The organism is Aquimarina mytili (assembly GCF_016735115.1).
GTDB lineage: Bacteria > Bacteroidota > Bacteroidia > Flavobacteriales > Flavobacteriaceae > Aquimarina > Aquimarina mytili.
The window spans coordinates 190979-206274 of sequence record NZ_JAERQJ010000004.1; the positions used below are offsets into that span (position 1 = coordinate 190979).

13 protein-coding genes are annotated in these 15296 nt (G+C 34.5%); 9 read left to right on the forward strand and 4 right to left on the reverse strand.

Features of this window, described 5'->3' with window-relative positions; all coding sequences use genetic code 11:
* Positions 1 to 109 precede the first annotated feature (109 nt).
* The 3 genes from JJQ60_RS12030 to JJQ60_RS12040 all read left to right on the forward strand — a co-directional run bounded on the left by JJQ60_RS12030 (position 110) and on the right by JJQ60_RS12040 (position 3544).
* Positions 110 to 1294: an asparagine synthetase B gene (locus tag JJQ60_RS12030; protein WP_236669118.1), complete on the forward strand. Its 1185-nt coding sequence runs from the start codon at positions 110 to 112 to the stop codon at positions 1292 to 1294.
* A 63-nt stretch (positions 1295 to 1357) separates the two neighbouring features.
* On the forward strand, positions 1358 to 2155 hold the full coding sequence (locus JJQ60_RS12035; protein ID WP_201920075.1) for a DUF6503 family protein: 798 nt from the start codon (positions 1358 to 1360) through the stop codon (positions 2153 to 2155).
* Between the two features lie 267 nt (positions 2156 to 2422).
* Positions 2423 to 3544, forward strand: a complete 1122-nt coding sequence (locus JJQ60_RS12040) for a pyridoxal-phosphate-dependent aminotransferase family protein (RefSeq protein ID WP_201920078.1) — start codon at positions 2423 to 2425, stop codon at positions 3542 to 3544.
* 66 nt (positions 3545 to 3610) lie between these two features.
* Here the strand turns inward: JJQ60_RS12040 and JJQ60_RS12045 are convergent, their stop codons facing one another.
* The 3 genes from JJQ60_RS12045 to JJQ60_RS12055 form a co-directional block, all read right to left on the reverse strand.
* Positions 3611 to 4906, reverse strand: a complete 1296-nt coding sequence (locus JJQ60_RS12045; RefSeq protein ID WP_201920081.1) for an amidohydrolase family protein — start codon at positions 4904 to 4906, stop codon at positions 3611 to 3613.
* A 19-nt stretch (positions 4907 to 4925) separates the two neighbouring features.
* Entirely contained in the window at positions 4926 to 7922 is a 2997-nt protein-coding gene (locus JJQ60_RS12050) for an amidohydrolase family protein (protein WP_201920083.1), read from the reverse strand.
* A 110-nt stretch (positions 7923 to 8032) separates the two neighbouring features.
* Positions 8033 to 9109, reverse strand: a complete 1077-nt coding sequence (locus JJQ60_RS12055) for a DUF3810 domain-containing protein (RefSeq protein ID WP_201920086.1) — start codon at positions 9107 to 9109, stop codon at positions 8033 to 8035.
* Between the two features lie 237 nt (positions 9110 to 9346).
* On the opposite strand from JJQ60_RS12055, the gene JJQ60_RS12060 reads away from it, so the two are divergent.
* Positions 9347 to 10807: an aminoacyl-histidine dipeptidase gene (locus JJQ60_RS12060; RefSeq protein WP_201920089.1), complete on the forward strand. Its 1461-nt coding sequence runs from the start codon at positions 9347 to 9349 to the stop codon at positions 10805 to 10807.
* Positions 10808 to 11328: 521 nt separating this feature from the next.
* Here JJQ60_RS12060 and JJQ60_RS12065 read toward each other — a convergent pair.
* Positions 11329 to 12057, reverse strand: coding sequence for a DUF6261 family protein (locus tag JJQ60_RS12065; RefSeq protein WP_201920092.1), 729 nt, complete (start codon positions 12055 to 12057; stop codon positions 11329 to 11331).
* Between the two features lie 800 nt (positions 12058 to 12857).
* On the opposite strand from JJQ60_RS12065, the gene JJQ60_RS12070 reads away from it, so the two are divergent.
* The 5 genes from JJQ60_RS12070 (at position 12858) to JJQ60_RS12090 (ending at position 15231) form a co-directional block, all read left to right on the forward strand.
* Positions 12858 to 13160 carry an ankyrin repeat domain-containing protein gene (locus tag JJQ60_RS12070; RefSeq protein WP_201920094.1) on the forward strand — a complete coding sequence of 101 codons (303 nt, stop codon included), beginning with the start codon at positions 12858 to 12860 and terminating at the stop codon, positions 13158 to 13160.
* A gap of 69 nt (positions 13161 to 13229) precedes the next feature.
* On the forward strand, positions 13230 to 13682 hold the full coding sequence (locus JJQ60_RS12075) for a nuclear transport factor 2 family protein (RefSeq protein WP_201920097.1): 453 nt from the start codon (positions 13230 to 13232) through the stop codon (positions 13680 to 13682).
* 26 nt (positions 13683 to 13708) lie between these two features.
* Complete coding sequence (locus JJQ60_RS12080; protein ID WP_201920100.1) at positions 13709 to 14131, forward strand: DUF6892 domain-containing protein; 423 nt, start codon at positions 13709 to 13711, stop codon at positions 14129 to 14131.
* Positions 14132 to 14143: 12 nt separating this feature from the next.
* The gene (locus tag JJQ60_RS12085) at positions 14144 to 14785 is read left to right on the forward strand and encodes a hypothetical protein (RefSeq protein WP_201920103.1); all 642 of its coding nucleotides are present in this window, start codon (positions 14144 to 14146) and stop codon (positions 14783 to 14785) included.
* 44 nt (positions 14786 to 14829) lie between these two features.
* Positions 14830 to 15231: a hypothetical protein gene (locus tag JJQ60_RS12090; protein WP_201920106.1), complete on the forward strand. Its 402-nt coding sequence runs from the start codon at positions 14830 to 14832 to the stop codon at positions 15229 to 15231.
* The last annotated feature ends 65 nt before the right edge of the window (positions 15232 to 15296 follow it).

A 15296-nucleotide genomic window follows, 5' to 3' on the forward strand; every position in this document is an offset into this window, starting at 1 on the left:
AAATTTAGTTGATCGAGTGGCAATACCAAAAAAAGGTATAAAATATCTCTATGTTATTTTAATATGTCTTTTCTCGTTACAGTCGTATGCATCGTACGTATTAATCCCTATGGATGCAGAGAGTCAACAAAATCATTTAAAAGCTTATGGTATTACTTATTGGACTTTGAGCAAAGATCTTAAGGTTAAATGGTTACTTAACTATCGCGGTGGTTCTTTTCTTTTACCAGATACAGAAGATATTCGAAAAGAATGTACAATTCGAGGGGTTACATATGAAGTCTTAAGCACTTCTAAAACTGAAGAAATTCTTGAAGAAATTAGTAGTCCTTCGCAAAACATGGAGGCAGTTATTTTAGAGAAGGCTCCAAAAATTGCAGTGTATTCTCCAAAAGGAAACCAACCCTGGGATGATGCAGTAACCATGGTGCTTACATTTGCCGAAATTCCTTACGAAACGATTTATGATAGAGAAGTATTAGAAGATAATTTAATTTTGTACGATTGGTTGCACTTGCATCATGAAGATTTTACAGGGCAATATGGTAAGTTTTATGCTTCTTATAGAGCAGCTCCTTGGTATATAAGAGAAAAAGCTGAAGCCGAAAAACTTGCAAAATCTTTAGGGTATAGTAAAGTTTCTGAAGAAAAACTTGCAGTAGCTTTAAAAATAAGAGATTATGTTGTTGGAGGAGGATTTATGTTTGCCATGTGTAGTGCCACTGATAGTTTTGAAATTGCTCTTTCTGCTCAGGGGATAGATATTTGTGAACCTATGTTTGATGGTGATCCTAGTGAGCCTGGATATCAATCTAAAATTGATTACAATAAAACCTTTGCATTCAAAAATTTTACCTTAGAAAGAAGTCCAAATGTATATGAGTTTTCTTCTATTGATATGACTCGAAATCGTCGAATTTCTAAAACAACAGATTATTTTACTTTGATGGATTTTTCGGCAAAATGGGACCCTATCCCTACGATGTTATGCCAAAATCATACAGCTTTAGTCAAAGGGTTTATGGGGCAAACCACTGCGTATAATCCCAATGAGATTAAATCCAATGTTCTAATTTTAGGAGAGAATAAAACCAATGGAGAAGCTCGCTATATTCATGGTATAAAAGGAAAAGGGTTCTTTACTTTTTATGGGGGGCATGACCCAGAGGATTATACCCATAGAGTTGGGGATCCAAAAACAGAATTAGAACTTCATCCAAACTCACCTGGGTATCGTTTAATTTTGAATAATGTTCTTTTTCCTGCTGCCAAAAAGAAAAAGCAGAAAACCTGATACTTTTGTAAGTTTTTTATTCTACTACGACTATATCTGCCATAATGCAAATCATAGATTAAGATGAAAAAACTAACCTTATCAATAGTACTTACTATTGTTTTTATTTCTTGTAAACAAGAAAACACATCCAAAAAACATGTAGATATCCAAGAAGAATCAAAGGAGCAAACGATACCCGATCGATCTCAAGATTTTCCAAAAGATATAGCGGCAATTTTTAAAGCCCATGGTGGTATTAAAGCTTTTGATGAAAAAAATACTTTAATTTTTGAGTTATCCAACCCAGAAGGGAATGAAAAACATACTACAGACCTTAAAACTCGTCATGCGCGTATTGAAACTGATAAATTTACTTTAGGTTTTGATGGTAATAAAGCTTGGTTACAACAAGATTCAACATATTTTAAGGGAGACCCTCGTTTTTATCATAATCTAATGTTTTATTTTTATGCTATGCCTTTTGTATTGGGAGATGATGGAATTTCATACGAAAAAACTGAAGCGCTTATGGTGGGAGATCAATCATATCCGGGATATAAAATATCATATGGAGATGGAGTAGGAGATTCGCCAAAGGATAACTACTTTTTGTATTATGATGCCACCTCTAATCAAATGAAATACTTGGGGTATACAGTAACTTTTTTTAGTAAAGAAACTAGCGAAAAAATTAGCCTGATCGAATATTCTGATTGGAATGATGTTGATGGATTGTTGTTGCCTAAAACACTGAAATGGAGAACATATGAAGAAGGCGAAGTAGGAGATGTTAAAAGCGAAAGAACTTTTGTTAATGCTAAAGCAAGAAAAGAAAGACCTTCACCAGATATATTTAAACAGTCAGCTGTAAAAAAATAAGAATACAATAAAACTTATAACATGAAGTGACCCACCCAATAGGTGGGTTTTTCTGTTTCGATTTAACAAGTTCAAATTTTTTTTAATAAAAATACATAGGCTTTTTTCAAGATATCATAATGTACAAAGTTGTTTTTCAAGATTCGTTATAGAATTTTCAATTTTAGGATGATTTTAGACAAAAGATGCGGTACTGTAAAAAATCGACGAAGCTAAATTTTTCTAATTTTACGAAAACGATATAGTAAATCATATAAAAATTTCCATATGTATAAAGAACTTAATACTAGTACAAGGATATTAATGGGGCCAGGACCATCTGATGCACATCCTCGTGTTCTAAAAGCGATGTCTACTCCTTTAATCGGTCATTTAGATCCAGAATTTGTAACGATAATGGATGAGGTGAAAACGATGGTACAGGAAACTTTTATTACTAAAAATCATTTAACCTTTGTAGTGTCTGCACCAGGAAGTGCAGGTATGGAAACTTGTTTGGTAAATCTATTAGAACCTGGAGACGAAGCTATCATATGTATTAATGGTGTTTTTGGGGGAAGAATGGCTGATATTGCAGAACGTTGTGGAGCAACGGTTCATAAAATCGAAAAAGAATGGGGTACTGTTGTATCTCCAGAAGATATTAAAAAAGCCCTTGATAAATGCCCAAAACCCAAATTAGTAGCTCTAGTGCATGCTGAGACCTCTACAGGTGCATTGCAGCCTTTAAAAGAAATTAGTGATTTGGTTCATAATGCAGGAGGTTTATTAATGGTAGATGCCGTTACTTCATATTGTGGTATGGAACTTCAAGTTGATGATTGGGATATAGATGCAATTTATACCGGAACACAAAAATGCTTGAGTGCTCCTCCGGGATTATCGCCTGTTAGTTTTTCGGATAGAGCAGTAAAAGCTCTTGAAAATAGAAAAACCAAAGTACAAAGCTGGTTCTTAGATCTAAGTTTGGTTAAAAATTACTGGGGAGGTGCTAAACGAGCCTATCACCATACTGCACCGGTATCTTCGGTTTATGCATTGAGAGAATCATTGCGTATAGTTTTAGAAGAAGGATTAGAAAATCGTTGGAAAAGACATCAGGAAGTACATCACGTTTTAAAAACGAAATTAGAATCTTTAGGATTTAGATATTTGGTTGAAGAGCAGTATAGATTACCTAACCTAAATTCTGTCTTTTTACCAGAAGGAAATGATGAGGCTTTGATTCGATCTAAACTATTAAATGATTATAATATTGAAGTAGGAGGCGGTTTAGGCGCATTTGCTGGTAAAATATGGAGAATTGGTATTATGGGTGAAAGTTGCACGCTTAATCATGTAAATATGTTGATTAGCGCACTTGAGGATATAAAAGAATTTAAAAATTAGATATTTTAAGCCTCACAGGGCGTAGTTGCTAAACTTATCGCAGCAAAACACCTGTGAGGCTTATTTTTATTGTCCGTATTTATTACTGTAGCGTTTCCAAAGTTTAGTTTGATGACTTTCTAAACTAATTTCCCTACCTTGAATAAAAGCTTTTTCTAATTGATTCGTACGCATATCCAAAGCATCACCAACACTAATAAATAAAGTAGCATCTTTACCAACTTCTAGAGTTCCTGTGATATGATCAATACCCAAGATTTTAGCACTATTACCAGTAATCAGTTGCAGCGCTTTTTCTTTGTCCAGACCATGGGCAGCTACTGTTCCTGCCTGAAAAGGAAGATTTCTGGCATTGGCCCGTTCCATACTACCACTATTTTGTAAAGCAACCAACACTCCTGCATCTATCAATAATTTTGCATTCTTATAGGGGCGATCATAATCATCATCTTCATAACTAGGAGTAGAGTGCGTTCTTTTTAACAATATAGGAACATTATTTTGTTTCAATTGAGTGGCTACTTTATAAGCTTCATCACCTCCAACAAGTACCATTTTCTTTATGCCATATTCTTTGCTAAATGATAATGCTTCAAGAATTCCTTTTTCTGCGCTAACATGAATAAATAGTGTTTTAGAACCCTCAAAAACTCCACTCATAGCAAGATAAGGGAGGTTTTTGGAAGTCATATCTTTTGCTTTTATACCGGCTTTGGCTTGTAGCATAAACTCTTTTAATGCTTTGGTCTGCTTTGTATAGTCTTTATTGGGTTTTAAACCAGGATCTTCTCCTAACCACCATCGACCACTTTTATAACTATCCGGCCAGTTGATATGAATTCCGTCATCAACTTTAATCACGGCATCTTCCCAATTCCATGCATCTAATTGTACAATCGACGAGGTTCCCGAAATTCTACCTCCTCTTGGGGTTACTTGTGCTATTAACACACCATTTGGTCTCATACTTTCTACAATTTTACTTTCGGCATTGTAGGCAATGATACTTCTAATATGTGGATTATAACTTCCTATTTCCGAATCATCATCTGATGCACGAACTGCTGCAATTTCTACCAGTCCTAATGTAGAATTAGGAGCAATAAATCCTGGGTATACATGCTTGTCAGCGGCATCTATCATTTCTCCTTTTGCCGGTACGCTTGCTGCGCTTCCTATAGCAGTTATTTTTCCATTTTCGAAAACAATATTGCAGTTTTCTATAACTTCTCCATTACCAATATGTGCTGTTGTTCCGGTGATTGTTATCGTTTCAGATTGAGCTTTAGCCGGTGTTTGCTGTGCACTTGTTTTTCCGAAGGAAAAAACACAGAGTGCTATTAAGAATATTATATTTTTCATCTTTTTTGACATCTTGGTTTTAGCGAATCGTTTCTATGGTATTACATTCAAAATGTTGTTGCTCTTTTTTCTTTGGAGGCTGTGTTTTTAAACCTTTGTTTTTGGCTTTCAACATCATTGTAGATAACTTGTTTTTTTCTGAAGCAATAACTTTTCTCATTGCTTTATCTTTTTCCAAATCAAAATAGATTGCACCTTCAATAATTGTTTTTTCGGCTTTTGCATATATAGATAAAGGATGATCTGTCCATACTACTACATCCGCATCTTTACCAATTTTAATACTTCCAACACGATTGTCTATATGAAGCAATTTTGCAGGGTTAAGTGTTACAAATTTTAATGCATCTATTTCTGATACGCCGCCATATTTTATTGATTTTGCTGCTTCCTGATTTAAACGACGAGACATTTCTGGGTCATCACTATTAATTGCAGTTAGGACACCTTGTTTGTGCATAATTGCTGCATTATATGGGATCGCATCATTTACCTCAAATTTGTAGGCCCACCAATCAGAGAATGTTGAGCCACCCACACCATGCGCTGCCATTTTATCGGCTACTTTATATCCTTCAAGAATATGGGTGAATGTATTTATTCTAAAATTAAATTTCTCTGCAACTTTCATCAACATATTAATCTCACTTTGTACATAAGAGTGACAACTAATGTAGCGTTGCCCATTTAGAATTTCTACCAAAGTTTCCATTTCGGTATCCTTGCGATAAGGTTGACCTGTTTTTTTGAGTTTTTCGTACGCTTTTGCTCTACTAAAATAATCTGTATATACCTGTTCAACACCCATCCTGGTTTGCGGAAACCTTGTATTACTACCCCAATTACTCTGTTTTACATTTTCACCCAAAGCGAACTTGATAAATTTTGGAGAATTGTTATAGATAAGCTGGTCTGCACTTTGTCCCCATTTTAATTTAATGATGGCAGAACGCCCTCCAATTGGGTTTGCAGAACCATGTAGGATTTGTATTGAAGTTACTCCCCCGGCAAGATTTCTATAAATATTAATATCTTCGGGGTTTACTACATCTTCAATCGTAACTTCTGCAGTAGAGTTATGTCCGGCTTCATTAACGGCAGCAGTGGCAATATGTGAATGCTCATCAATGATACCAGGAGTTATATGCTTCCCTGTGGCATCTATAACTTTAGCATTTCCAGGGTTCAGGTTTTTTCCTATGGCAGAAATTTTCCCATTTTTTATCAATACATCTGTTTCGGCTAAGATACCATCCGATTCATTAGTCCATACGGTAGCATTTTTTAATAGAAGAGTTTCTGATTTTGGTACTTCAGGGTTTCCATAGGCCATATTAGGATAAGTCACCGGTAAGACTTCGGGCTTTTCTACTTTGGTATCCGAGGATTTTTGTGTTTCTTTTTTATCTGAAGTTTGATCTGGTTTCTTTTTGGCAGAAAATGAAGTCTCACCTCCATTTGGCAGAATTGCTTTTCCGCTCCAGAAGTTTTGAGTATCCCCTAATGCCGTAACAATTCTTGTATACTTCGTTGTTGTTGTATCTGCATCAGTAAATGTAATTGATACCCAATTATCTTTGTAATTAATTTTAGTGCCAAGTTTTGTGTCTCCTAATTTGACTTCGGCTTTGGGTTTAGTAGGCTTCCCCGAAATTGACAAGTCATATGTTTTTCCGGCAACGGTAAGGCTATATGCTCCGGTGATATCTTTTACAGACATATCATTGATTATAGTTTTATGCCCTTGTATCCAGTTTTCGTAAACAATATTGTCTTTTGTAAATAATTCATTTTTAGTAATCAAAAAGTTGGCATATGCCCCTTTTTTGAGGCTGCCTAAGAGATTACTCTTTCCAAGTATTTTTGCTGGAATGGTAGTTAAAGCGGCCAACGCAATGTTTTTATCCAAACCATATTCGATAGCCTTTAAGAGTTTGGTATTAAAAGCACTTATCTTTTTTAGCTTATGAGTAGTTAAAGAGAATGAAACTCCATTTTTTGCCAAAACTGATGGATTGGATGGAGCTTGATTCCAATGACGCATATCACCTAAACGGATTAAAGTTGTGGTATAAGGATCTGTTACATCATACGCATCTGGAAAATCTAACGGAATAATATAACTGGCATTAGTGGCTTTTACCTTATCAATTCTTGCATATTCGTCACCTCCACCTACAATAGTATATTGAATACCAAACTGATCTCCAATTTTATCTGCTCTAAAACCATCAATACGGCTTCCAGCTTCAAAAATTTGCGGGAGATTTTTATTTCTCTGTATTGCTTCCAGAGATAAATCTTTATTGTCGACATTGCCTGAGGCATACCAGGTTGCATCATGATACACTTGTCTTAGTAAAGCCATAGCCCCCATTAAAGATGTTGGGTACACTTGTTTACTGGCATTACTTTTTGTGAAGGATAAAAATTGAGCAGATCGATCATTTAATAGTCTTTCTCCTTCAGTTCCATCATTATGTAATGCTACCAAGAGACCAGTTCCTCTAATAATTCCGTCTGGCATATGTGTGTTTACTACTCCAAATCCTTGTTTTACATATTCTGTAGCTTTTTTATCATCATATTTGAAATGAGCTAATGAATTTGTTTCTGGACGAATATGATCATTCCAGTAATGTCCTTCTCGAGAGGCATTCCATTGGGGTTGAGCTCCTGGAGTAAAAATGCTACCTCCTTGTTTTTTTGGTTTTTTAATTCCAAAATTGGTAAACAAATCTATAAAAGAAGCATAAATATGTTTTCCTTTTAGATCAATTACAATGCTATTATTAGGGATAGTAACCGAGGTACCTATCTCGATAATTTTACCTTTTTTGATAACCAAGGTTCCATTTTTAATTACTGATCCAGGATCGGTATGAATGGTTGCGTTTGTAAATACGGTGTAATTTGTGTCTGTAGTTTTAACTCCGTCATTTTTAGGAAAGTATTCTTGAGTATACGAAGTAAAACAGCCACATATCACCAGTAGTGATATAAGTAATTTTTTCATCTGAGTGTGTAAAGTGTTTGAATCAGATTTAAAGATAGTAGTTGATCAAGAAAGAGCTCGTTAATTAATAATAATTTAACAGCTTAAGAATAATACGTTGATCATTTATGTTATCGATGTACAAAGGGATTGGCCTTGTAATAATTGACTAGCAAAGCTACAACATAGCTATAGGTATCCATACCATCCGGCTGGTTATTGGCTTTTAAATATTTATCATATGTTTCTTTAAAGATAGGCTCTAAAGGGTTTTCATAAGATTCCCAAAACTCGTTTACTTCACGATAATTTTCACGTATTCCAGGACGTAATTTTTCTATAAGACAAATGGCTTTTTCTTCATTGCGTAAGTAAAGATCATTAAGGCAGAACTTTAGCGCAAACGTAGCACCGCTGTAGTTAAAATATAGATCGTCATAATTCATTGTCGTTAGCGCTGCTATAAAATTAGCTTCATTTTCTTTTGCAAATCCTAATTGATGAGCCTCTTCGTGGCAACTTGTTGTTGGTGCTTTATAATTAAGGATTAATCCATTTACCTGGGCTTCGTTGGTGATCGGATTTAAATAACCACTAAACCCCATATAGGTTAACGGCGTGCTAAGTAAAGATTTTTTGATACTCTTTGGGTGATAGTTAAGAGAAGAAAGGGCTCCATTTAATTGATTATATGCCGGAATCGTTTTCTCAAAAACCTCTTCTTTAGAGTATGGGATTTTTATAGCCAGTGAATCATTAGATTCTAATTTTTGATGTAAAGTATTAGCGTGGGTAATTAGTTTTTCTGAAACTGCAATAAGTTCGGTCTCTGTATATTCATCATCAATCTTCAATATTTCATGTAAGGGCATTCGGTAATAGTTCATTCCCCAAAGAATATGAAAACTTGCATAAACGATAGATAACGTAGCACCTATATCGAGCAATACCTCTTTCCATATCATGTCTTTTCTAAATACTTTCTGTATCAAAAACCGCAGTAGCATAATAATCAAAACGCTATACAAAAGATCTCCAAAAGAAAATGGAAGCCACCCAAAAACATAACGTAATACTTTAGAGGTATATATAAATATACCATTACTGTAAAAACGTTCAACAAAACCAGGAAAGAATGAAATAATCTTGATCAGTATAATTTGAACAGGTAGTAGTATAAGAAGTAATAACTTTGTTTTGGATTGCATGCAGTAAATATATTTACAATTCTAAATATACAGGACGATTTTAGAGTTTTTTAGTATAAATAATGCCATATAGTGGTTAAGAATATAAGTGTTGAGTGTCGAATTTTTGAAGCGTGAATCTTAATAAAAAACTTTGTTACTCCGAAACTTTGATGCTTAATTCAAAATTGAGATTTTTGTCATGAGATTTTTATGTAAACTTCTCTATACTCAATACTAACTACTCAATACTAAATAATGAATTCAGAAATAAGAAATCTAGAACCTAAAGCTATTTGGAACAAGTTTGCCGATCTTAATGCTGTGCCCAGGCCTTCTAAAAAAGAAGAGCGCGTTATACAATTTATGAAGGATTTTGGTGAATCTCTTGGGTTAACTACAGAAATAGATGCCGTTGGTAATGTTTTGATTAGAAAACCTGCTACACCAGGTATGGAGGATCGTAAAGTTGTAGTAATGCAATCTCATCTGGACATGGTGCATCAAAAAAATGCTGATACCAAGTTTGATTTTGATACCGAGGGGATAGCTATGTATGTTGATGGAGATTGGGTAAGAGCTAAAGGTACTACTCTAGGTGCAGATAATGGTCTGGGTGTAGCTACCATCATGGCAATTTTGGAGTCAAAAGATATACAACACCCTGCGATTGAGGCTTTGTTTACTATTGATGAAGAAACTGGAATGACTGGCGCCATGGGATTAGAAGGAGGTTGGTTACAAGGAGATATATTATTAAATCTGGATACTGAAGAAGATGACGAAATAGGAGTAGGGTGTGCTGGTGGCGTTGATGTTACTGCCCAAAGAACATATAAAGAAGAGAATGTGCCAGAAGGTAAGGTGGGGTATACCATTTCGGTTAGAGGACTTAATGGAGGGCACTCGGGTATGGATATTCATAAAGGATTAGGTAACGCTAATAAAATTATGAATAGACTACTGTTTGACGGATTTGAAAATTTTGGTTTACGCGTGTATGAAATCAAGGGAGGAAGTCTTAGAAATGCAATACCAAGAGAAAGTTTTGCCACTGTTGTGGTAGATGCTATTCAAGCTGAAGCCTTTGAATTTGAAATTGGCGAATTGTCTAAAACGATTAAGAGCGAACTTACTATTGTTGATCCAGATCTTCAAATTGAAGTTGTTAAAACAGGCCTTCCTGCTCAGGTTATGGATTTAGGAGTTCAAGAAGGAGTGCTAAAAGCCTTGTATGCAGCTCATAATGGGGTGTATACAATGAGCGCTTCTATCTCAGATTTAGTAGAAACATCAAATAATATAGCCAAAGTAACTATTAGCAATGGTGAGATCGTGATCGAATGTCTTACCCGTAGTAGTGTAGAGTCTTCAAAATCAGATTTGGTGAATAAACTTAGAGCTACTTTTGAACTCATAGGTTGCGAAGTGACCACTAGTGGCGATTACCCGGGATGGGCTCCTAATATGGATTCACCAATCTTAAAAGTACTGGATGAATTATATCAAAAGTTAAATGGACAAAAGGCACACGTAGCCGCTTGTCATGCAGGCTTAGAATGTGGTATTTTGGGGCAAAACTATCCTGATATGGATATGATTTCTTTTGGCCCAACGATTTTAGGAGCACACTCTCCAGATGAACGTGCCAGTATATCGTCTACACAAAAATACTGGAAGTTTGTAGTAGAGATTTTAAAAGAAATTCCGAAGAAGTAGTATTGAGGAGTTTTTAGTATGCAGTATATATTACTTACTATCAACTATCAACAGCAATAGGCTTGGATAATTGAGTTCTACTTGAATAGTTTTTTTATTGTTAGATAAAATATACCTGAAATTGGTGAGGAATAGAATGTGAAAAATCATTAGTATTGACATTCTATATGTATGTAGTATATGTAAACAATTAAAAACAAAATTTAAAATTAAGTATTATGATAAATTTAGAAAATGGTCAATTTAAAGTATTAGATAGAGCTTCTCTCTTAAAAATAAAAGCAAGTGCTAATTTCCAAGGGACATCTGATCAAGAATTTCTTGAGGACCGAAATCGTTGTCCACGATTTCCAGACTGTCCTTAATTTTAGGACAGAATATTAAGTGATGATATTAAAAGAGTAGAGGTCTGCAAGAAGATGTATGACCTCTACTTTTTTATAGTATGTAGTAGGCAGTTAGCAGTATGCTATATCGCTAATACTCTCTGCCTACTGCCAACTGGATACTACCACTAAAAACTACTCTACGTCGGTTTTTTCTTTTCGGGTTCTGCGGGCGGCTACCTGAGTCATTACGGTATCGGTTTGTTCGTTGATTAAGGCTACCCAACTTAGATCGGTATCCTGATCTGCTACCCTGATTACATTGCGTAGGGTAGGGATAAGGTCGTTTATTAACGGAGTAAGTTCTGCACGCGCCTGACCAATAGTTGGGTAATCTTTTTTGGTATCTTCTTCTAGGCGATCGGTATAAATAGCCTTAAACCCTTGTTCAGATTTTTTTAGCTTTTTATATCGAGGGGTTAGCCCCAGTATAGCCAATGCTTCTTGATATTCTTGCTTATCCATTTCCTGAAACAGCGTTTCTAACCTACCCGATTGCTCAAGGTATCCTTCGGTATAAAGCGTAGTACCTACTTTTTCAATCAATTCAGACAAAAGCGTAAATGCTTCCTTTTCTTGAGGATCATCTGTTTTTTCGAAGGCTTGTATCATATCTCTAAATAGGATAAAAGCATGATCTCGTACTTGGTCTAAAGCGATTACCTCGTCAACCAGATTGTTGGTTCTTACTGCTGCCAGAGCGGTACGTAGTTTTTCGAGTTTCGGTTTAATGTGGTTAGCAACAGCAACCAGAAAAGCATCGTCGCAAAGATGGGTGTTAATAATGCCAAGATAGTTGTTGGTAACTTCAGACAGTTCTGAATGTGTAGCTTTGGTAACACTTAGATTTCTAAGTATTTTCATAATGTTTAGGTTTAAGAGTTTACGTATGAAAAATAGTTTTTTTTAAACGATTTTTCCTTTGTTTTTGTGTAAGATAAATCTGAGCTGTATGGTAATGTTTTGACTTTATAATGATTAACCAAGGAAAATGCTCTCCGAAACGCTGCGAAGTGGTTTTTCCCTGGGAAAATGTTCTCCAAAGCGCTGGGAAGTGGTTTTTCCCCGGGAAAATGCTCTCCAAAACGCTACGAAGTGGTTTTTCCCCGGGAAAATGTTCTCCAAAGCGCTACGAAGTGGTTTTTCCCCGGGAAAATGTTCTCCAAAGCGCTACGAAGTGGTTTTTCCCCGGGAAAATGTTCTCCAAAGTGCTACGAAGTGGTTTTTCCCGAGGAAAATATTCTCCAAAACGCTGCAAAGTAATTTTCCTCAGGAAAATACTTTTCAAAACATCAATACAGCATTTATGAAAGTTTTTCTGATGAAATAGAAGAGCCGTCGGGTAAGTTTTTGTAGTTTTATGTATATCCGAGTAAATAAATTAAAATTTCAAAAATCTCTGGTTATGTTCAATTCTCTTTATTGTATGTAAAACTGAACCACAAACCACCCCAGATACTTTAACCAATACAAATCCAAAATATGAAACATATAATGATTCTGCATTTACAAAAGAAGAGACTTTAGCCCGATACAAGAAAAGTCAATAACTAATGCACAAAAAAACTAAAAAGTAAGGTAATATTTATTCATGTTAAGACACATAATACTAAATGTTACAAAAGGGTAGAAAAATATAAGAACTAATTTTATACAAAAACACGATGTCAGGAGGAGATTGGAAATCTATGTTTAAAGCTGTTCAAGAAGGTGATTTTGAATTGGTAAAATTCTATCTAGATAAAGGGATAGATCCAAATTATCAACATCCAGAGTTTATGGCTTTGCCTTTAGTAGAAAGTATTAGGTATAACCATTTGAAAATAACAAAATTGCTATTAGAAAATGGAGGAAACCCATCAATTAAAGAAGTTATGGAAGGAGAAACATCTATTTCTATGGCAAAACAACTAAATAATCAAAAAGCTATTGATTTATTAAATTCTTATCTCAATACGAATCAATGATAAAATAGCTTTACATCTTTGTAGAATTCTTTGTCATTAAAATTAACATCAATCTAAAAAAAACTAGTAATGAAATACTCACTTATTTTTGCAACCTCATTTTTCTTCTTATTTACGTTTTATGGCATGGGGCAAACCAAGCAAGATTCTTTAGGAATTAAACAGGTGGCTTTAGATTATATCGAATCGCAACACAACGTAAAACCTGATCAGTTTAAACGTGCTGCGCATCCAAGAATGGTTAAAAGAACATTTTGGACTGATAAAAAAACGAAAAAAGAATATTTGAGAGAAACCTTTACTGATGCGATGATTTTATTAGCTGAAACCTATAATCAGAATGGAGATAAGTTTCCAGAAAACCCTAAAAAAGAAGTGATACTACTCGATGTTTACGATAAAATAGCTTCAGTAAAACTAATAGCAGATGATTGGATTGATTACATGCATATCATAAAGCTAAATGGCAAATGGCAAATTGCAAATGTACTCTGGCAGTTTAACGATACTAAAACACATTGAAAATTATATATTTAAATACTACTACTATGGAACCCATTACGTTTACCGATTTTAACTTTAAACTTGCAGTGATACAAGTGTTGATGTATGAAAAAGAGCTTATTAAGCCAAAATTTGACTTATATGAGTTTGTAAAACAACATCAAGCAAGAGAGATTAATATCGAAGATGAAGGATACGATTTTATCCCCGAAGTAACGGCATACTTCGAAAACCTGAAGATTGATAAAAATCTTGCCACCGAGGTCACAGAAATCTACCAGGATGGTGGAAATGAAATTTATCTGGAGCTTATACGATTTTGGGATGGAGAAGATGCGGCATTTGATATCACATCGGCAAAAGACGCCAAACAGTTTCCTAATCTAAAAAGAGTAACCCTTTTTGACGCATCGCCAGAGTTAGAAGATGAGTTTAAAAATCTAGGGATAGAAGTAGAATATTTATAATAATCTTTTGCAATGTTAATACGATACATTTTTAGTATAGTTTTTATAGCTTTTAGTTTTAAAAGTTTTAGACAAAAAGATTCGATTCCAAATACTGATCATATCACTACAAATGGAATTCATACCATCAAAAATGATTCTTTAAGAGCATTTGTTGTAAATTTTGAACCCATAACCTATCCCTTTACATTTTCTCAGCCTAATGACAAGAAAGATATGGACATTGAATTGTTAAACCATTTTCTAGATCAGGAGATTACTCAAGAAGAAAATTTGGGATATGGAGCAATATTCTATGGATACGTCTTTTTTGATAATAATTACTTTGGTTTAATACATACAAGATACTATGACCCGGGAGCAATGGGAATACATAATTACTTTATGGACTTAGCAACCTTATCTTACGATGGAAAAATTATTGATTATAGAGGGCTGGGATGTTTTTGTTATGATTCTAATATGGGAAGTAATGAGTATTTTGCTACCCAACTTGCTATAACGATAGATCAAGGCAAAATATCAATTAAAAAAGAGGATATCCATGCCACCCTTATTGAAGATGAAGAGACAACAGATGCTTTTGAAGATATTATTTCTAGCGCATATGAGTTAGAAATAAGCCCTAAGGGAAGAATAATTAGTAAGGACTGAAGACAATGTGAAATAGAGTTTATAAAGAATTAAAAGCTATAAAGATGAGTTGGAGAGCATTCAATCAAGAAGAAAAAGAAACTGTTTATGATTCAAAAGCTAAGTCTGTTGCTGATGTTAAATCAGAACTAGGCATTCTTCTTACAAAGATGTTAGAAGAAAAAGAAAATGCGAATTTGGGCAAAGGCTTTCTAATATCCATTAATGCAACAAATCAATACATGCAAATTAATTGGGTTGACGAAAAATGTGAAAACTTTGTTGGGGATTGGAGTTATTCACTTGAACTTTATGAATCAAGTTGGAATAAGAAATTAAAAAATTCTGTGATCTTCGATAAACGCTGTGAAAATATTGTAAAAGCTGTGGCAAAAACTTTTATGGATTCTGGCTATACATTTTATTGCCGTACAGAGTTTGTATCTACATACAAGGTAAGTGTGTAAATTTGTTGTTTTTTCTTTCCTAACCCTGAGATTTGATAAAAACATAGAACGAATAAAAAAAGCAT

Excerpts from the sequence above, each read along its gene's own strand:
- JJQ60_RS12060 (WP_201920089.1), top strand. The coding sequence starts at position 9,347 with ATGAATTCAGAAATAAGAAATCTAGAACCTAAAGCTATTTGGAACAAG.
- JJQ60_RS12065 (WP_201920092.1), bottom strand. The coding sequence starts at position 12,057 with ATGAAAATACTTAGAAATCTAAGTGTTACCAAAGCTACACATTCAGAA.
- JJQ60_RS12085 (WP_201920103.1), top strand. The coding sequence starts at position 14,144 with ATGTTAATACGATACATTTTTAGTATAGTTTTTATAGCTTTTAGTTTT.
- JJQ60_RS12075 (WP_201920097.1), top strand. The coding sequence starts at position 13,230 with ATGAAATACTCACTTATTTTTGCAACCTCATTTTTCTTCTTATTTACG.
- JJQ60_RS12090 (WP_201920106.1), top strand. The coding sequence starts at position 14,830 with ATGAGTTGGAGAGCATTCAATCAAGAAGAAAAAGAAACTGTTTATGAT.
- JJQ60_RS12080 (WP_201920100.1), top strand. The coding sequence starts at position 13,709 with ATGGAACCCATTACGTTTACCGATTTTAACTTTAAACTTGCAGTGATA.
- JJQ60_RS12055 (WP_201920086.1), bottom strand. The coding sequence starts at position 9,109 with ATGCAATCCAAAACAAAGTTATTACTTCTTATACTACTACCTGTTCAA.
- JJQ60_RS12070 (WP_201920094.1), top strand. The coding sequence starts at position 12,858 with ATGTCAGGAGGAGATTGGAAATCTATGTTTAAAGCTGTTCAAGAAGGT.
- JJQ60_RS12030 (WP_236669118.1), top strand. The coding sequence starts at position 110 with ATGGATGCAGAGAGTCAACAAAATCATTTAAAAGCTTATGGTATTACT.
- JJQ60_RS12045 (WP_201920081.1), bottom strand. The coding sequence starts at position 4,906 with ATGAAAAATATAATATTCTTAATAGCACTCTGTGTTTTTTCCTTCGGA.
- JJQ60_RS12040 (WP_201920078.1), top strand. The coding sequence starts at position 2,423 with ATGTATAAAGAACTTAATACTAGTACAAGGATATTAATGGGGCCAGGA.
- JJQ60_RS12035 (WP_201920075.1), top strand. The coding sequence starts at position 1,358 with ATGAAAAAACTAACCTTATCAATAGTACTTACTATTGTTTTTATTTCT.
- JJQ60_RS12050 (WP_201920083.1), bottom strand. The coding sequence starts at position 7,922 with ATGAAAAAATTACTTATATCACTACTGGTGATATGTGGCTGTTTTACT.